The sequence below is a fragment of the Sphingobacterium sp. xlx-96 genome, from assembly GCF_011007365.1.
GTDB classification, from domain to species: domain Bacteria; phylum Bacteroidota; class Bacteroidia; order Sphingobacteriales; family Sphingobacteriaceae; genus Sphingobacterium; species Sphingobacterium luzhongxinii.
The window spans coordinates 260,979-280,308 of sequence record NZ_WFKM01000010.1; the positions used below are offsets into that span (position 1 = coordinate 260,979).

At 39.2% G+C, this 19,330-nt stretch carries 16 protein-coding genes; 6 read left to right on the forward strand and 10 right to left on the reverse strand.

What is annotated here, in order from left to right; translation table 11 throughout:
• Nucleotide 1: 1 nt before the first annotated feature.
• Together G7B20_RS13885 and G7B20_RS13890 are read right to left on the reverse strand one after the other, a co-directional pair.
• Nucleotides 2-1,534 carry a restriction endonuclease subunit S gene (locus G7B20_RS13885; RefSeq protein ID WP_164112009.1) on the reverse strand — a complete coding sequence of 511 codons (1,533 nt, stop codon included), beginning with the start codon at nt 1,532-1,534 and terminating at the stop codon, nt 2-4.
• Entirely contained in the window at nt 1,534-4,347 is a 2,814-nt protein-coding gene (locus G7B20_RS13890; RefSeq protein ID WP_164112010.1) for a DEAD/DEAH box helicase family protein, read from the reverse strand. Before G7B20_RS13890 ends, G7B20_RS13885 begins: the two co-directional genes overlap by 1 nt.
• A gap of 336 nt (nt 4,348-4,683) precedes the next feature.
• Here G7B20_RS13890 and G7B20_RS13895 point away from each other — a divergent pair, with 336 nt between their 5' ends.
• The 3 genes from G7B20_RS13895 to G7B20_RS13905 all read left to right on the forward strand — a co-directional run bounded on the left by G7B20_RS13895 (nt 4,684) and on the right by G7B20_RS13905 (nt 9,657).
• On the forward strand, nt 4,684-5,865 hold the full coding sequence (locus G7B20_RS13895) for a PD-(D/E)XK nuclease family protein (RefSeq protein ID WP_164112011.1): 1,182 nt from the start codon (nt 4,684-4,686) through the stop codon (nt 5,863-5,865).
• A 277-nt stretch (nt 5,866-6,142) separates the two neighbouring features.
• On the forward strand, nt 6,143-7,123 hold the full coding sequence (locus tag G7B20_RS13900; protein ID WP_164112012.1) for an AAA family ATPase: 981 nt from the start codon (nt 6,143-6,145) through the stop codon (nt 7,121-7,123).
• Nucleotides 7,124-7,146: 23 nt separating this feature from the next.
• The gene (locus G7B20_RS13905) at nt 7,147-9,657 is read left to right on the forward strand and encodes a S8 family peptidase (RefSeq protein ID WP_164112013.1); all 2,511 of its coding nucleotides are present in this window, start codon (nt 7,147-7,149) and stop codon (nt 9,655-9,657) included.
• Between the two features lie 91 nt (nt 9,658-9,748).
• Here the strand turns inward: G7B20_RS13905 and G7B20_RS13910 are convergent, their stop codons facing one another.
• The 4 genes from G7B20_RS13910 to G7B20_RS13925 all read right to left on the reverse strand — a co-directional run bounded on the left by G7B20_RS13910 (nt 9,749) and on the right by G7B20_RS13925 (nt 14,041).
• Nucleotides 9,749-9,934, reverse strand: a complete 186-nt coding sequence (locus tag G7B20_RS13910; RefSeq protein ID WP_164112014.1) for a hypothetical protein — start codon at nt 9,932-9,934, stop codon at nt 9,749-9,751.
• Between the two features lie 283 nt (nt 9,935-10,217).
• Nucleotides 10,218-12,047, reverse strand: coding sequence for a hypothetical protein (locus tag G7B20_RS13915; protein WP_164112015.1), 1,830 nt, complete (start codon nt 12,045-12,047; stop codon nt 10,218-10,220).
• Between the two features lie 312 nt (nt 12,048-12,359).
• Nucleotides 12,360-13,616: a Y-family DNA polymerase gene (locus tag G7B20_RS13920; RefSeq protein ID WP_164112016.1), complete on the reverse strand. Its 1,257-nt coding sequence runs from the start codon at nt 13,614-13,616 to the stop codon at nt 12,360-12,362.
• A gap of 2 nt (nt 13,617-13,618) precedes the next feature.
• Complete coding sequence (locus G7B20_RS13925) at nt 13,619-14,041, reverse strand: LexA family protein (protein ID WP_164112017.1); 423 nt, start codon at nt 14,039-14,041, stop codon at nt 13,619-13,621.
• Between the two features lie 74 nt (nt 14,042-14,115).
• Here G7B20_RS13925 and G7B20_RS13930 point away from each other — a divergent pair, with 74 nt between their 5' ends.
• Nucleotides 14,116-14,325 carry a hypothetical protein gene (locus G7B20_RS13930; protein WP_164112018.1) on the forward strand — a complete coding sequence of 70 codons (210 nt, stop codon included), beginning with the start codon at nt 14,116-14,118 and terminating at the stop codon, nt 14,323-14,325.
• A 21-nt stretch (nt 14,326-14,346) separates the two neighbouring features.
• Here G7B20_RS13930 and G7B20_RS13935 read toward each other — a convergent pair whose 3' ends face one another.
• From G7B20_RS13935 to G7B20_RS13950, 4 genes are all read right to left on the reverse strand, one after another.
• Nucleotides 14,347-14,655 carry a type II toxin-antitoxin system RelE/ParE family toxin gene (locus tag G7B20_RS13935; RefSeq protein WP_164112019.1) on the reverse strand — a complete coding sequence of 103 codons (309 nt, stop codon included), beginning with the start codon at nt 14,653-14,655 and terminating at the stop codon, nt 14,347-14,349.
• Nucleotides 14,656-14,661: 6 nt separating this feature from the next.
• Entirely contained in the window at nt 14,662-14,871 is a 210-nt protein-coding gene (locus G7B20_RS13940; RefSeq protein WP_164112020.1) for a DUF2683 family protein, read from the reverse strand.
• A 61-nt stretch (nt 14,872-14,932) separates the two neighbouring features.
• The gene (locus tag G7B20_RS13945) at nt 14,933-15,733 is read right to left on the reverse strand and encodes an SOS response-associated peptidase (protein WP_164112021.1); all 801 of its coding nucleotides are present in this window, start codon (nt 15,731-15,733) and stop codon (nt 14,933-14,935) included.
• A 179-nt stretch (nt 15,734-15,912) separates the two neighbouring features.
• Entirely contained in the window at nt 15,913-16,383 is a 471-nt protein-coding gene (locus tag G7B20_RS13950) for a hypothetical protein (protein WP_164112022.1), read from the reverse strand.
• 942 nt (nt 16,384-17,325) lie between these two features.
• On the opposite strand from G7B20_RS13950, the gene G7B20_RS13955 reads away from it, so the two are divergent.
• Entirely contained in the window at nt 17,326-18,381 is a 1,056-nt protein-coding gene (locus G7B20_RS13955) for a hypothetical protein (RefSeq protein ID WP_164112023.1), read from the forward strand.
• A complete protein-coding gene (locus G7B20_RS13960; RefSeq protein WP_164112024.1) occupies nt 18,353-19,288 on the forward strand; it encodes a hypothetical protein in 936 nt (311 codons plus the stop codon). Before G7B20_RS13955 ends, G7B20_RS13960 begins: the two co-directional genes overlap by 29 nt.
• The last annotated feature ends 42 nt before the right edge of the window (nt 19,289-19,330 follow it).

Below are 19,330 nucleotides of genomic sequence, written 5' to 3' on the forward strand. Positions count from 1 at the left end.
ACTACTTCTTTTTCGTTTTCTTACTTGGTTTATTGGCTTCTTTCTCTGCTTTAATTTTCTCCAACAGTACCGAAGCTGGCTCGTAATCGGCTTCTTGTTGAGAAGCTCGAATTTCTGCTTCTGATAACAACTTTCCTTCAAATGCTTTCTTTAAAATACTTTGGCGTAAAGCTTCTGCTTGGGTTAAGCTATCTTTTATTTGCTGCTCTACGGCATCACAAACCGATAAACGAGATTCGATCTCTTTGACGATTTGGGCTTGTTCTTCGCATGAACAAAAAGGTATAACTAAATTATTTATAACTTCCTGGTTTAATGCTTTTTGATTATTACCAGAGCCTATTCTTCTACTATTCTCATAGTTGTAAACAAAAAAGTAATATAAATATTCAGGTACAGTATGATTATCAAGCATTCTAATTGCTGCTGTGTTTTGATTATGACAAGCTGCTGATTTTAGTATTGCTGCCTGACCTCTAGTTTTACCTTCGCCAATCATTGCTAAAACAATTGTACCTTCAGGATGTAAAGATGTAGAAGTATTAAGTAATCCCTTTTGTGTTATCTTTTCTTTAGTATCATAAATTTTATTAAACGCTACTTCACCACTTGATATCCATTTAACATCACCATTTTCCCAATATTCCTTAATACCTCTGCTTGGAGTTGAACCTATAAAAACCGAATAAACATTTCCTATTTTAATATTAAGTCTATTATTAACAATATGAGGAGTGTCCATTTGAAAATTAGCAAGAGGTTTAGGTTTTGTAGGTTTCTTTCCTTTCTTTTCCCAAATAGCAACAGCTTCTTTCCAATCTTTTATTCGTTTTTCATAGAATGCTTGTCGTTGTTCTTCTATTTGAGCTAACAACTCCTCCCCAGTTGGTAAATCTGTTTTATTTTCTCTCCAAACTTTCGTCAACTCCCCCTCAAAGGCTTTTTTCAAAACGGCTTGGCGGTAGATTTTGAGTTGGTTGAGTGCTTTTTTAAGGTCGGCAATACCCGCGTCCAAACTAGAAAACAAGGCTTCTATCTTTTTGACAATGGCACGTTGTTCGGGAAGTGGTGGGAGGAATAATTTAATAGGCTTTATTTCCTTTATTCCTGCCATATTTTGCATACCCGAACCTCTTGTATCACTCAAGATTTTCTGTTGGAAATGACTTGATTTAAAAAAATTAATAAAATAATTATGATTAATCAATTTTTCTTCAATTCTAATTCTAAGTAATGCTTGATTAATTATACCTCTTGGAGAATTTTGAGGAATACGAGCTATTTTACCTAAAGTTCCAGAACAACTAACTATGTAATCTCCTGATAAAGCTTCGCATGCCTTTAAATTATTAAAATGTTCTTCATTAATGTAATATCTCCCAATAGAAAAATCATTATTTATTGCATGTTGTTGTTCATATACTTTGTAGCCTGATTCAACAAACATTTCTTTTTTCAAATCACCACCAAAAGGTCCTCTCTTTAGATTTGAAGTAATATCCTCAAAAGTACATTCTACCCAATCTTCTCTCATTATGCTGCTAAAGCTTCATTTAATTCGTTAATAATGTTTTGCATGTCGTCGCCAAAGAGTTGGTACATTTTGCCACGTCCACCGTGTACATCAAAGGGGTTGTAATCCAAATCGTCTATTTCCAGATGGTACGAATTCACGATATGCTCTTTAATCATACGGAGCCAATCCATTTGCTCGGCTGTAAAACGGTTGTGCTGTCCTGCATTTTGAGCGAATATCCATTGCTTAAAGTTATCGTCCACCGTCTTGTCGAAGGCCTTTAGTACGCTATCTATACCACATACAGCACGGATCAGTGATACTAAAGCAGTCAGCTCATCTTTGGGCGCATCGCTATGGGTTTTTCCTATATTTTTATAGGCTTCCCAGATATGCAAAGGTGCAAATATCGGCTTTTCTAAACGTATCTTCTCCATCAAATCCTTAATCATTTTAAAGGTGATTTCCTTTCTACGATACGGTTGATCAAAGAAAATCGATAAGGCCTTGATTTCGCTTTTGTTGGCACGCAAGTATTCTTCAAAATCTTGTACTAAAGCATTTGCTTTATCAATGGTTGTTGTATCCCATTCAGAATTTAATACCGTGTCGATATTGATATGATCGATGATTTGTTCGTGTTGCTTGCGTACATTGTCGATGTATTCATTCAATTCACCATTGAAGCTCAAAGAAGCCTGACGAATTAAGTTTTCTTGTGCTTGTTCATGAGCTTTATCTACCAACAAAGGTGACCTCTCTTCAATAGGTGTTTGAAGTATGATGTGTTGCGCAGCGGCTTCTATCGCATCGGGATCAAAAGCCGTAATCAATTCTTTGGTGATTTGTTTTAAGCTTTTTCCTCCAGATAACTCCATTAACCTGGCTTCTTCTTTTTCGCTGATTTGTTTATCCAAACGAATTAAACGGTTGGCTAGGGAAAGAAACACATCTTCCTCGGCTACCCCCATCGTTACAGCACCTAATAATTCTTTCAAAGCAACCGTAGGTTTACGCTCTAGCGGGCGGCTATCGGTTTTCTTAGATTTCGTTGCTCCTACGGCATCAATAATCACAAAATGATTTTTGACACGCGCTTGTTTACTCACCAATTGCAATTTATCGGCATTGATGGTACGTGTACCACGCCCTTTCATCTGCTCGAAGTAATTGATACTTTTTACATCGCGCATAAACAATAAAACCTCTAATGGCTTTACATCGGTCCCTGTAGCAATCATATCTACGGTAACGGCTATACGTGGATTGTAATCGTTTCGAAAACGATTCAGCACCGATTTGGGGTCTTCATCAATTTTGTAGGTTACTTTTTTACAGAACTCGTTGCCTTCGCAAAACTCTTCACGGACAATATGGATGATATCGTCTGCGTGAGAATCTGTTTTGGCAAATATCAAGGTTTTAGGCACTTCGTAATCTGTACGGTCGGCATTCCAACGGTCTGGATAAATCACCTGCTCCAAAACACGTTTGTATTCTTTGATGATAGTACGAATTTGCGATACATTCACCACGGCCTTATCTAAGTCGTTGCGTTTGTATTCGGTATCCTCGTCTTCTTGTTGCCAACGTTTGGCACGAGAGAGTTTATCCCGACGATCTACAAACCAACCCGATTCAATCAATCCACCTTGTTGAGAAATTTCTGTTTCGATGCTATATACCTCATACGGTACATTCACGCCATCCAATACCGATTCTTCGTAGGTGTATTGACTCACCACATTTTCATTGAAGAAACCGAAAGTACGTTTGTCTGGGGTAGCTGTTAGACCTATCAAGAAAGCATCAAAATAATCCAATACCTGTTTCCAAAGATTGTAAATGGAACGGTGACATTCGTCTATTATAATAAAATCGAATTGTTCTATCGGAACTTGATCGTTGTATTCCACAGGAATAGCTTCTTTCTTGGCCAACTTTTGTTGTAACCAAGAGGATTGTTCGTTGGGATTTTCTATATCGGCATTTTCATCCATTTCCTCCCCGCGTAGAATAGAATACATACGCTGAATGGTAGAAATACATACTTGACTATCTGAAGTTATATAACTGGAGCTTAACCGTTGAACATTATAGAGTTCAGTAAACTTGCGGTTATCGTCATTCGGCTGAAATGCCATGAATTCTTGCTCGGCTTGTTCGCCCAAATTTTTGGTATCCACTAAAAAGAGAATACGCTTTGCTTTAGCAAATTTCAGCAAACGATAAATAAACGTCGCAGCTGTAAATGTTTTACCAGCTCCCGTAGCCATTTGAATTAAGGCTTTAGGTTTTGCTCGCTTGAAGGATTTCTCTAGATTATTAATTGCCATAATCTGAGCAGGGCGTAAACCCGTTTTATCTAATACTGGAATATCATGTAGACGACCACGTAAGGATTTATCTTTCTTTACCCACTCGAATAAGGTTTCGGGTTTATGAAAATGAAACACCTCACGAGAACGTGCGCTTGGGTCACGATAATCGGTAAAGCGGGTGATGGTTCCCGTACTTTCATACACAAAAGGAATGGCTTCGGCAGATTTAAAGAATTTTAATTGTGCTTCTGCATATCCTTTGGATTGCTCTTCAGCTACGGTTAAACGATGTCCGTCATATTCTTTTTTGGCTTCTATAATTCCTACAGGTTTTTGATTGACAAAAAGTACATAATCTGCAGGACCTACAGAGGTGGTATATTCACGAACCGCAACGCCTTTTGCAGCATTGAAGTTGATTTTATCTTTTGACTGTACTGCCCATCCCGCTTGACGTAACATTTCATCGATACGATCTCGAGCTATTTGTTCTGGGTTTTGGTTAAGCATTTATACTTAGGTAATTTTTCGAGTAAATATAGTAATTATTAAATGCTTTTAACAAACAGGAAAAGCGGCATTCCTCGTGGTTTTGAAGCAGAGGATATCGCCAGTCCAAAGAGCTACTTTCTGAATATATTCTACTGATATTTCCATAATTATTTACTGTAAATTATTTGGCCTGTCTGGTTTGTACTATGCCCATTCAAGTCTCCTCCAAGATACTTGAAATCTAATAATGAATCAAATAATATTGTATAAAAATACAATACTGATGATTGGCGCTAGTACGAATAACTATACTATCTTTGCTCCCAATCAAATAAACATTATAATTTATAGCCGATGAATGATCTTAAATCCTATTTTGAACAACAACTGATAAAGCAAACAAAGGAGTACAATATTTTTTCTGTTCTACATAGAGAAGATGATGAAACACGTCTACATTCTAGATTTCTTGCGTTTTTGCTAGACCCGAAGGAGTCTCACAATGTAGGTGACATGTTTTTCAAACTATTTTTGGAGCAGGTCTTGAATATAGAATTTGACTATACCAACTATGAGGTAAGAAAAGAGTTTGAGTATATCGATATATTAATCCATAATGATAGTGATGCTATCATCGTCGAAAACAAGATTTATGCCGGTGACAGTAATCATAACGAGGATGAAGAAGATCTTGTAAAGCAGTCAATTTTAAAAAAGGGTTATAAAGGGCAACTGGAAAGATATTATAATACGGTAGCTACAGGCATTAACAAGAATGATAAAGAGACTGGCCTCAAACTAAATGTTATTCAAGTAGCGTACTTGACGCTAGCTGGTCATTCTCCTACAGATAAGAGTACCGGAATGCTCCCAATGAAACCAAAAAAGATCTCTTATATAGATGATATCAGTAATTGGTTGGAGCAGTGTGCTGCAATGATTGGTAGTACCTCTCCTAAATTAAGTGCTGACATCCGACAATATCGACAACTGGTGATAAAACTGACGAGTGAGGTTCCTCAGGTTTTAAAGAATAAAGCTATAATTTCGGATAAGATTGATATTGCTTGGGACCTAGAAAATAGTGACAAGTTTTTCACAAGAGATATGGCTCCGATATTCAATCATGTAAAGTGGCATACGATAGATGACTTTTTTAACGAATTGGCCTATGCTTTGGAGCAACTGGAAAACTGTAATGTAGGATATAGACCAGATCCGGAAAGTATCACCAAAGTAGCACATAGTAAAGGAAAATCTACGCATATGCTAATCCTTAGTTTTGTTCTGAACGGTAACTCGATGCAGATCGTAAGTGATTCCAAAGGCCTTACTTTAGGTAATATGAGTACTTCACAATGGGATAACATCAAAGGTGTGGATGTGAAATTAAATGAATTTAGCAAAGAAAATACTTTCCTTATGATTGACATTGAGCATAGGGAAAAAGTCATTTCGGAAATAGTAAGCTTTACTTTAGAAAATTACAATAAACTAAAAAAAGATTTTAAACCTGTAATAGACAAAAGGTGTTAATATACCGGAAGGCGACGGAGAATTAGGCAAATTGAAATTAGTATACTGTACTCTTGTATATTGATTTCAATTTGCTTAAATTTATTAAGTAAACTTAAATGAGTTTAATAGAACTCAACTATTTCGTATATTTCCTCTATAAAAAAATTAATCGGCTGAGGAGAGCTACAAAATTCGCTTTTATATTATGACGCAATTATATTGAAGATAAAGGCGAATTTATGTAGGTTTGCAAATAACAAAAATAGTGCTTTTTAGTAGCACGTAACATTTGACAATGGCAGTAGCAGAACAAATAAAGAGCTTGATACGTTCATTTGGAGAAGGCGATGAAAGTCGATTCTATGCCACAGCTATGCAGATAGCCGCTGCTGAAGCCCGCCAAGGACACAACCAATTGGCTGAAGAATTAAAGAAGCTAATCGATAAAGCCAAGCTTACAAAGAGCAAGGATACTGTACTGATCAAACAGCTACCTGTCAATACGGCTCAAAAGGAACTAAATGATTTATTAGAGCTTGTACGTCCAGAAGTAAAGTTAAAAGACATGGTTTTGTCGGAGGATGTACTCAACGCGTTACAACGTGTACTGGATGAGCAACGCAAGATCGACCTACTGGAGAGTCATGGCCTTAAGGCTCGTAAAAAGATGCTATTTACTGGAGCCCCTGGTTGCGGAAAGACTATGAGTGCACATGTACTCGCTAGCGAACTGGGCTTGCCGCTATTCATCATTCGCCTAGACGGCTTGATAAGCCGGTACATGGGTGAATCTATTGCTAAACTTCGCTTGGTATTTGAGGCTATGCATGATTTTCGTGCGGTGTATCTCTTCGATGAATTTGATAGTATCGGTACATCTCGAAATGCGGGCAATGAAGTAGGCGAAATAAAACGAGTGTTGAATAGCTTTTTGCTGGAGATTGAAAAGGATAACTCTCGAAGCCTGATCATCGCTGCAACGAATCTTCCGGAAATGTTGGATAAAGCGCTATTCAGGCGTTTTGATGATATTATCCAATTTCCTCTCCCTACTGAAGAGGAAATAAGCCAATTATTTGAATTAGAATTAACTGGGGTTAACCTACCTTATACAATTGACATACAAAAGATAGCGCAACATGCTATCGGATTGAGTTTTGCTGATATACATCGTGTAGTAACGGATGTGATCAAAGATTATTTGGTTTATGGAGTAGGCTCTGTATCTGAAGAAAAGTTGCTCAATTATGTAGAGGCTAGGAAGAATCCTTATTAAAGGGCTAATTCTTAAACTTAATTATGACCGAAAATACACTGGATCATCTATTCCTAGATGGTCGGTTTTACGATGCCAGTCCCTATACATCTAATAGCAAAGGTGGACCAAATGTAATGGCTCGAAGTACTATTAATAGAGAAGAACAAGGAAACTTTGTAAAAGTTCGCTTTAATGAGGCTATTGATGATTTTAAAAGCGGAAAAGCTGAACAGGATTTTGTCTATATCGAGCTCACATCGGCAATAAACTTTGAGATTGATATTGACAAATTTGATGGTGTAAAAGAAATCTATCGTATTGCATATGTCCGTAAACAGGAAGTATTACAAGAGGATATCCTTCCTGCGGAAACGGTGTATCAAGTAGGGCTCTTTGTCTCCAAAGATGGTATCGAGGATTTTTTGAATAAGATAGACAAATTCCTGAATGAATATACGCCACAGAGCAAAGGCAAAGCTGTTCGTACGCCCCAATTTAACACACTTTTTTCCAATATTGGGGATATCAAAGCTGCGACCTTAAAGAGCTTTTGGCAAGAGTCCCAATATCCTTTTCCTGAGCCAGATCAAATGGTGTGGTGGGAAATATGGATAGACAATAAGGATATCGGTAATGAATCGGATTATTTAAATGCTATATGTGCACCCTACGGTATAGAAATTGGGGATAAATGGATTAGATTCCCTGAACATAGTGTGGGCCTTATAAAAGGAACAGCCGAGATGCTCTCTTCATCAGTTCTATATTGTAATAAACTGGCTGAGCTTAGAAAACCAAAGGATACGAGTGATTTTTTCACGGAACTAAACAAAATAGAACAGGCGGACTGGGTGGATGATCTAATTGCTCGTACTCGAAATAAAAGTAATGAAAGCAAAATATCAGTTTGTTTACTCGACTCGGGTGTAAATAGAGCCCATCCCCTATTGGAAAATCTCATTCCCGAACATCATCTGGATACAATTATTCCTGAAGCTGGCACAGCAGATACCGGAGGAAGAAATGGTCATGGTACACCTATGGCCGGGTTGATTCTGTACGGAAATCTTACAGATGCTCTGGCTAGCCCGCATAATATCGAGGTATTCCATCATCTAGAAAGTGTTAAATTAATAAGTCCTGCAAAGCCACATGATCCATTAAACTATGGTGTAGTCACACAGGAAGCTATGGATAGAGCTATAACTATTAATTTTGATCATAAAAGAGTAGTCTGTATGGCAGTTACATCTCATGAAGCAGCCCATCTTGGCTCACCTACTTCGTGGTCTGCGGCTTTGGACCAATATTGTTATAACGGGACAGATTATCTTTACTATGCTCCATTGATATGTGTGTCGGCAGGAAACCTAGACGATGAAGCAAGGGTAAACTATCCACTAAGTAATCGGGAAGAGAGTATAAATGAACCTGCACAGGCTTTTAACGCATTAACAGTAGGCGCATATACAGATATGGATACTATAGACACTATAGTCTTTCCTGATGCCTATTCGCTTGCAAAAAAAGGGACGCTGAGTCCAGGAAGCTGTACTGCGCACTCTTGGGAAAACGATTGGCCAAATAAGCCTGACATTGTAATGGAAGGTGGCAATATGGGACTACAATATGATAACCTGATATACCCAGACTCGCTGATGCTACTGTCTACGAGTAAAGGCGCTGACCTAAATAAATGGTTTACTTCATTTGGCGATACGAGCGCAGCTACCGCTCTAGCTAGTCGATTTGCGGCACAACTCTATGTGGTGTATCCTGATCTTTGGGCGGAGACAATAAGAGCCCTAATGGTACATTCTGCCAGTTGGACAGCTGCTATGCTTGAGCATAGAGACATCAAAACACTTTCTGCTGAAGAAAAGGTTTTACTGCTAAAAACAGTTGGCTATGGTGTACCTAATCTGGATCGTGCAATGAAGTCTGCCTCAGACTCGCTGACACTTGTAAGTGAGGCATCTTTCACTCCATACAAACTAGAGGACTCTAAAGTAAAAACCAATGAATTTCATTTGTATAACCTGCCTTGGCCTGTAGATGCCCTTGGCGAGCTAATGAATACCCCCGTCAAACTTACAGTTACATTATCCTATTTTATAGAACCTAACCCAGGAAACAAGAGGTATGCAAAAGCTAATAATTATATGTCGCTCGGTTTGAGGTTTAAAATGATAGGAACCGGTGAGTCACCTGCTGCCTTTGCTGGACGGATCAGCGCCCAGATGAGAGAGGAAGACTATGAAAAAGAGGGAGGCGAAAAAGAATGGCAGCTGGGAGAACATATACGTAATAAAGGATCTATTCATAAAGATAGCTGGGAAGGTACTGCGGCGGATCTTGCTACTCGAAACAGGATTGCTGTATATCCTACCTCAGGTTGGTGGAAGACAAGGAAAAAGTTAGAACGCTATGACAACACAATACGATATAGTCTAATCATCTCTATTGAATCACCTGATGTAGATATTGATATTTACACACCTGTAAAACAGCAAATCGATGTTAAGATAGCTATACCAGTTGAAGTGAACTGAATGCATAATGGCTATTTACTTGCTAAGTAGTTATTTGCATTAAGGGCATCTTTTCAACCCTTAATGCAAATAACTACTTAATTTGTCTTTGCTAATTCTGTGAAAGTGCGTTTTTATCGTTGAATTCTACAATTAACTGACGCATCATTCCTTTGTTACTAAAATGCCGTCCGATATCAACGACCTTTTCATGGAAATCTGTAGATACGTCTGGCCGTTGATAATGGAAAATCTTGATAGATTTACAATTATGATGCTCAAAAACCTCCTTAAACATAGTCCGATCAGATAGGCCACATGAATGTCCTATTACAGATATACTTGGTAAGTATCTTCATTTAAAAAACGTATTAAGTTTCTATAGTTTGGCGTCCTCAGATTCATAGCAAAGGTTACATCTATGCATTATGCATGTAAAGTAATTGCTTCATAATAATTATAAATATCTGTCTAGAGATATTATACCCGGAATTCGGTTTTTGTTGCACATTATTTTACCTTTCCCGATAAATAGCTCTATTTCAACACAGGACAGGATAAAATTCACTTAACTAGGATAATTATTTATTAAACAGTGTAAAAAATGGGATATCAACTAATAACGATAAGTTTAATCTATTCACAGATACCTGAGTTTCGGTTATAGATGCTTGGCCATTGTCTACTTTAATCGTTCTGAGATTTGGCACATAATTGTAATGCATTCCAAAAGTAAAGGGACTTTTAGATAAATTGTAATACAAGCCTATCCCAGGAGTAAAGAATTGTTCAAACTTTAGATTCGTAAAAGACGTCGTATCATTTTGAAGTCTTACATTAACAATAGATCCTAAATCTATAATACTTGCAAATGCAGTCCAATTTCCTCCAAAAGTTACTGAGACACCCATTGGGGCAGCTAAGCCGATATTATTTTTTGTTTGGTTTTTAGACCCTAAGGCAGTTTCCTTACCTCCTGTAAAGCCTACATATCCATTCAGACTGACATTAAGCTTGCTTTTTCGTTTGATAGAACTTCCTCCTATTGGTAAAGCATATGATTCTAATAAAGCTTCCATATCGGTAGCATCTTTTGTTTCAGCTAACTGAAGAGCGAAGATTATATTTCTTCTATATATATTATCAGACTCTTCAGGTAAGTAATCTTTAAACTTTTGAAGAACTATTACTATTCCCTTTTGATATTCTCCATTTTGCAAAGGGTAAACTACATCATAATAAGTATTAATTAACTCCAAATATCCCGAGTCTATACTAAACAAATTTAAGCTCTTTGCCTGCTTTAAATAATTTAATAATGATGAATTAATCAACCCTAGCAATTGTAAACTCTGTTCCTTGTTTAACTGAAAATTATAGCTTTTTAAAAATTTATCTATCGCCCTAAAATCACTATAAATTGATACTAACTTTTCAATTTTGGCAACTTGTATATTTAAAGTACCTCCATTCACAAAATCCCTTAACTGCTCCTTCAATAATCCATAAAAATATCTAGATTTTTTATTACTTAATGGATTCCCCATAAGAAACGTGATGTCTACCCACGTATTATTGCTACCTAAAGTATCTCTAAGTGCTTCAGAAATTAAATAGTTTATAGCCATTGCGTCACTAAACTCATCTAAATTATAACTTTCGGAATTTAACTTCCTAAATATGTCGGGAAACGACACATTATGTTTTAAATTGGAGTGGACTTGTCCGGCTATTTTTAAGGCATCTAAACCTTCTGTAGGTAATTTTGGAAATATGATACTTGCATTAGTAGCAATCCTTTCATCAAGTTTTTGAAGATCACCTTCAATTACCTTCTTTAAAAAAATAAGATCAGCACTATAATAGCTTCCATTATTTCTTAATTGCACAATTTCATTATAACTTACTGGAAGCAATGCTTCAAATATCTTTTTTTTTCGCTCACTGATTTGGTCAAAAATTTGATTAAGCCCATAGTAGATCGTTTCTTGCTTAAATCTTTTTGCCATAAAATTGGATAAACCGTTAATTGTTGCCGCTTCCCAACCAATTGATGGTGAAATTGATTGAGTTTTTTGAGCAATCGCCTTTGTATTATTTGAGTTATCATCTTTCTGAAATGTACCATCAACTATAGTTTCTTCAACTTTTGTTTTTGCAGCAGATATAATTTCACCCAAAAAGGGATCATTTATTGTTTCCTTATTAATATCAATTCTGTACTTTTCTAAAATTTGAATAATTGACTTTTGATATCCGTCTCTTTTTAAACCTTTGCTTTTCCCGACATTATCTACTAAATCCATTAAATAGAGCACATCAGAGTATGTTGGTTGCACATTCAACCCAGTTGAACGTTCCTGACCAAAGCAATAAAAAGGTAATATTAAAAATAGTAAAATGACTCTCATAAGTTGATGTTTTTAGGTTATATACTAATATGTTTAATTGATTGACGTATTAGTTTAATTGATTAATTTAAATATAATATATTTTATCTTTTTTAATAAAATCAATACATTTTCACGTTTAAAACTTTAGCTAATCGAATCAAGTCTCTTGGCCACAATAAACCCTTAGCCCTTTGGTAAAGTTCTCTTTTATATGCATAATTAATTCTCATCCAAGATATTTGAAATATATCAACAAACCAAACAATATTGTATAAAAACACAATATTTATAGATAAATATTGTACAAAACACCGTAGTGGAGCTTGTCTACTAAAGCTGTATATGGATAATATCTTTGATATCGGTCGAATACCGAGGTGACAGCCGCTCCTGCTTCATACGCCACATGCGCTGGCCCTGTGCTCCCAGCCGTACGCTGTTCTGCCCATACTGCCGGTTGATCTTGTCAAAAGCTTGCATCAACGCATCATGGCGTGTGTCCCGATGATTAAATAACGTAGCCTGTTCGGAAGCTTCGGGACTTAAGTCCTGTACAATAACGCCTGCCTTTTTGTACCCATAGCCTTCGCGGTAGATACGCCTGAGTGCAATGGTGGCATAGCGCCCTAGATCGATGGCAGAATTGCTCGCAAAGGGCAGGTCGACCGTGATGCTGGGATTGTACTGCTGCTGGTCTTGGCGGTGTCTATTGGTCTGGAGAAATACGGTTATGGAGCTGCAACGGCTATGCTGCTTGCGCAGCTTCTCCGAGCAGGAGGCGGCAAAGGTGACTACGCGCTCGCGGATGGGCTCGTACGCACTCAGATTATTATCGAAACTACGGGTGGTGGCGATATTCTGCTTGGCAGCGGTCTCCTCCAGATCTAAGGTGGGTACGCCCGATAGGTCGCGCTGCAACCGCAGCCCTACGATGGACATATGCTTTTGTACCCACTTGGGGTCCATATGTACGAAGTCGTAGGCGGTATCTATACCGAGCTGGAACAGCCTAACGGCATGCTTGCGCCCTATGCCCCATACATCTTCGACATCGAGCCATCTCAGTGCTTTGTCGATCTGCTGTTGTGTGCGCATAACATGACATCCCTTGGACTCCTTGGGGTATTTCTTGGCGATACGGTTGGCTACCTTGGCCAGTGCCTTGGTGGGTGCTATACCTACCGAGATGGGGATACCGGTGCAGCGGTACACCTCTTCGCGCATCTGCTCGCCGTGACTTTTGAGGTCGATATAATCGTAGCCATCGAGCTTCATAAAGCACTCGTCTATGCTGTAGATCTCCTGCTCGATGCAGTACTGCCCCAGAATGCTCATGACGCGCTGGCTCATATCGCCATACAGCGGGAAATTGGCCGAGAAGACCTGTATGCCGTGCTGCTTGAAGAGCTCCTGGTACTGAAAGGCGGGTGCGCCCATGGGGATGCCACAGGCCTTGGCTTCATTGCTCCGGGCGATGACACAACCATCATTGTTGCTGAGTACGACAATCGGCTTGCCATTCAGGTCGGGCCGGAAGACGCGCTCGCAGGAGGCGTAAAAGTTATTGCAGTCGATGAGGGCGTACATGGCTATACGGGCTTGATGATGTACGTGACGATGCCCCACACGACAAAGTCATTGTCGGCGGTAACGGTAATAACGGGGTAATCGGGATTGGCGGGTACGAGCTGTACCTGCCCCTGCTGTATGCGGATGCGCTTGGCCGTAAACTCGCCATCGAGGTAGCAGACGGCGATCATGCCATCGCTGGGGCCTAGGCTCTTGTCGATGACCATGATGTCGCCATCATCGATACCGGCGTCGCGCATGGAATTGCCCCGCACACGGCCAAAGAAGGTGGACAGCGGATGTTTGATCAGCTCCTTGTTCAGATCGATACGTAGGTCTTCGTAATCGAGCGCAGGGCTGGGAAAGCCTGCACTGATGCCGCTGGCGATATAGGGGATCAACCTATCGCTGCTGGGTGCTACTTGGTATATCGAGATGTTCATAGTACAATTTTACTAATATTATTAGCATAAAAACAAATGAAAGTTTGATTTGTTACAGGACTAAATCGAATAGTATGGACCTGAACACACTGAAATACCTGGAGGACAAGGGATACCGATATCTGCTTCGCTCATTTGGAAAGAAAGCTTTTGTGCCTTTGCGAAAAGTACCGAATAGAGTGTCTGATACGCCGCTGGCTGAGGATGAATTGCTATCCATCAGCGATGCTATCGATAACTGGGATAGTGATTTTTTGGAGTATCGGTTGATTATCGTGATGTAGTACTGCCTGTACTGCCTACCGCTATGTATGACTGTGGTGATTGATCCAAAATGGCTCTTGTCTTGAATCGACTATATAAAGGAGCGTAATATTTGAATCGGATACTGCATAGAATAATGAACTTAACTTTTTTATTGGAGCTACCCTAACGCTAGCATCAAAAGAGGATACTTTGTACATTGTAGGGAATGCTGCTATGGATTTTATGACATCTTCGGCTTCAAGAAGGAATCGATTGGAAACTTTGGAACCCCAATGCTCGTCTAGAAAATCAACAAGGACTTTGAGTGTGTATTCGAAGGTATCGGTATATTGGACTGTTAACGACACAGGCACCTATTTGCCGAGTATAGCTTGAAGGCCATTGTACGCTTTTACTTTGCCTGCCTGCATCTCTTCCTTGGCCATGTTTACGCCATCCACGACGTGCTGTGGATATTCTTCGCTATTACCTTGCTCTTCATATACCACGCCCAGGGCGTCTAAGACTGCCTTTATTGCTTTCTCAGATTTTTTGTTTTCTATATGAATGGTTAACGTTGTCATCTTTCTTTATACTTACTTAGTACTAATATACGCTTTTTTTTTCTGGTAATATGTACCTCTTTTAAAACAGGCTCTTGTCATCGGGGATATCATTGCCTAATACGGGTAGTCCTGGCCAGTCGTAGGCTTCGTAACGGTGCTTGCCGTCGGGCCGCGCGGGATAGCCCCGCAATGTATAAACGGGGTGGTACAGGAGCTGTGCAGTGGGTATCTCGTAATGGAAAATGGGTTGCATGTCGTCGTCTTCGATATCTTCTAGCCAGTGCTCTTCTAGATCTTCGGGTAGGAATAGGGGCATGCGATGCTTGTTGGGCCCGTCGTTATGGATATGGGCCATAACATCGTTGGCAGCGCGTGTCAGCATACCGAAGCTGCCTACCTTTTCGATAACACCGTCTTCGTCTACGACCTCGTGCCATTGGTACAGCCCAGGGATATAAAAGAGATCACGCCCCTGCTCGCCTATGTAATAGGGTACTTTCTTTTTCCAGCCTTGTATAGCGCGGTGTTCGTAGGTGCCGGATACGGGGATAAGGCAGCGCTGTTTGCGCAGGCGGTACCAGTAGGACTTCTTGTCGTCGAGGATTCGCTCGCTGCGTATATTGATCATATTGCGCCGGCGGTCGGTCTGCAACTTGGGGTCTTGGATATAGGTAGGCAGTACGCCCCACTCCATCTCGGCGAGGGCTAGACCTGTCCCCTCTTTATCTTTGTAGATAATGGGATATCGGGGAAAGGTGATGGCCTGTACATTTTCGAAATAGCTGTAGTCGTAATCGATCTTCTTGCGCTCGTCGCGGATCTGTGGATAGGATCGCTTGACGAGCTCAATGTCGGTATGGAGTGATATGTCCCAGCACATGTTTTTTTATTTAGTTATCTAGTGATCAAGTGAACGAGTTATCTAGTGATGTTGTTATCTTGTTATCTAGTGATGTTGTTATCTTGTTATCAAGTTAACTTGTTATCGAGTTACCTAGCTACAAATGAACGTACTTAGCTCATCACTAATATAGTGATTTTTGGTTGGGAGATAAGAATTTATTGGATAAGATCGATGGCGGGGACTTTTAGTTTTTTGTCGCCAGAGCTGATGGTCGCCCATACCCTCCCCGATTCGAGTGTGAAAAGGATATCGATGGGATCTTTGCTACGGAAGCGGGTTTTAATCCGCAGGTAGTTGATGATATTCTTTTCGTACCACTTGAGCATGCGTGTATTCCAGTTTTCGTCCTTGAACTTATTGAGAAATAACCGATAGCCGGAATTAACCTCGAGCAAGTCGGCAATCTTGACTGCTCCGTCAGGCAAATGTAAGGCCTTGCCCTCCTTGGCATCGAGCTGTGCGGCATGTCTATCGGCATCCTCCAAATTCTCGTAAGCCGACAGCAGGAAACCTGTCCCCTTGGCCACGGATGGCCAACTGAAACGCTGTAGCACATAGTGCTTGTACCCTCGTGCTACGAGCTCGTGGAATAGCTTGACGGTGACCTGCTCGAAGGGAATGTACATAGATTGAAGATACGGAAAATAGTTGGTGTAGCAGTTATGATGCCGATAAAGAGCTAAGCTCCTTAAAAATAAGTTTGCTACCTGGGGATTCCAAATTGCACGAATCAAACTGGCCGGTTCAGCATTTGCTTTGAAGCTATCTAAAGATGATAGGAATTTATGTTAGGTAGATTTACCTAGAACTTTTGGTGGTGTAACATATTCGCTTGCATCTCTTTGGAAAGATGCAATTTCCAATAGCCAGAGAACATGGCTAATATGAATAAAATACGCTCAACACAAAATAGCCCTCGCTAGGACGCAAGGGCTGCCTTTTTTTAAAACCAATTATAAACCGCTGGCGCGGAGCTTTTTTTATGAATACATAAATATAACATTTATACCACTATAATACAACAGGATACAAATCAACTTTGTGAATTATAGACGCCGATCCTCCGGCATACCTTCACTCCTCCCCTAATTTGTATGTCTAAACCAGATAACATTACGGTTTCCTGTATCAGAATGTAAAGCCCGAACATTACTTTTATCAAGAGTTTGAAAGAGTAAAAGGTTAAAAACGCTTTAAACCAACGTTATGAAATCCAAAATATTTTACGTATTGTTATCCATATTCTTTGTTTTCGCTTCATGTAAAAGATATGATGATATAAGCAATTTTTCTGAATCAGCAGATTTAATCTCTCAAGTCCGCAACCAGTTTCAAGAAGACAGTATACATTTTTATCAGTCATTTGATAAAAGGCAATATAATTACAGACAGTCTCTTACACGGATTATCCATTGGCACCACGCAAAGTTGATTCGGGACACCATAATTGTTCCGATTACTCTACAATTGGCAAAAGGGGAATCAATTCGGAAACTGGAGGAAACACTTTAAATCACAAAGTTTATTTGATCGGATCTAAGAATGAAAAGGATAAATATTCGTACGAAATGCATACTTTTATTGGAGACACCGATGGATCGAAGGGTAAATTTACAGGAACGTTATTTGTAGAAAACTATTTTTTAGGAAACGTAAAGTATAACACCTATTTAAATGGTAAGGTCGCCAGATATGGCATAATCAATCTGCGTCAGATTGAAATACGCGCTAGCTTGAGAGAAAGGGGGATAATAGCCAGCTCTATAAACTGTAACTGGACTAAGGTGGGACGCACCTGTGTCGGAGATGTAAACGGTGGCAGCGCTCCTGATGAATGTTCTGATCGATATGAATATCAATGTCACTGGAATGAAGACGGTCCTCCCGTTGTATCAGAAGAACAATATGAAGACGACTCGGGTGGTGGCGGTGCCGGTGGTGGCGATCCGGACCCAGGGACATATGATTGTGCAGGCTTATTAAACGGACGAGCATATATAGGCCCATGTGGCAAATGTATTGGTGGCACGACGGGCATAGAGAGTTGTACAGATCTTATAGATAGTTTGAGTAACTATCCATGTGCACAAGACTTATTAAATCAGCTGCCAAATCTAAAAAACAACATAGCTAATTTAATTAAAAACCAATTTGTCGGAAATGATGATTTTAATATTACTTTTAGAGCAAAGCAATTGGCTTCCGATATCGACGGTTTATATAATCCGAATTCTAACAATATGTACAACTCAACAATAACATTGAACACCGATATTTTATTAAACTCTTCGAAAGAATACATATTGGTAACCATGTATCATGAGGCGTTGCACTCGTATCTAAATCTAGAAGAAAAGAGGTTAAGTTCGACAGAATTCACAGTTAAATATCCAAATTTATCTAGGATTGATAACGGTCAAATACCAAAGTATTACTTTCATCATAATGGATTTCCTTCGTTTATAAATCACTTGGCAGACGCCATTGTCTCCTTTAACCCAGATATACCTCATGCGGATGCGGTAATCTTGTCGAAAACGGGTATTGTGACAAACATGACAAACTCAGAACTATTAATAAATCAATCTTATAGAAATGGGACAAAAGGAAAAAAATGCAATTAGTATTGTGCTGCTGTTAATCTCAGCACAGCTGGTGTTTTCTCAAAAATATTTTCTGCTGGAAACTAACACAGATAAGTATCGTACGAAGACCTACGAACTAAGTACAATGGATCTGTATGGTATTGATAAAAAGGTGGATGTGTTCAATATCTTACTGGAGGATTTGATCAACAGATCCAATCCTGAAAAGACACTCGTGCTCTTTTCAGCTTTACCTGGTGCAGGGAATGATAATGGTTGGAATGAAATTAACCTGGAGAGTGTGAAAGACAGTATTATTTCAATTGGAAAACTGTGGAGATTAAGCGAACAATCTCTTTATCAAAGATTTGACCTACAATATGGCACAAAGACTAAATATTGGAATGATTATAAGATCGTGGTACAGCGTGAAGGCCGATACTATGTCTCCAGCAATTGTTTGTTACAGTTTTATGCGATTCAAAATAGATCTGATATCTTTAATCAACCTTATAATACGATCAATATTGAGCAAAATATAAATACAATAACAAGTGTTAAACAGCTATATCATAATACGTATCCGAATAGAACCTTTCCGGTAGGGATGCCTCCCGATGATAGCAATTTTGACAGAATTAGAGATCGTCGCGAGTTCTTGTCGAGGAAGCTGGTAATAAATGACCAGAACTATTATCAATTCTGGACTTTTACAGATTGGGGACAAATTAAGGCCAGGGCGCTTGGTGACCATCATAAAGTGTATTTTGCCTATGAAAGAGGAATAGATCGCTTTGTCTATAACCCCACAGACCTCATTGTAGGTGGCTCGTATGATTTTTACTTCTACCATTACAAAAATGAATTTGGAATTAAAACGGACGTTTTCAATAGGAATGTTATCGATGAAAAAGTGATGATTGCTGACATGCTTAAAGCGGATTAGTATAAGGCAAACGTCCAGCTGAGATCCGTTACGCAATGCGTA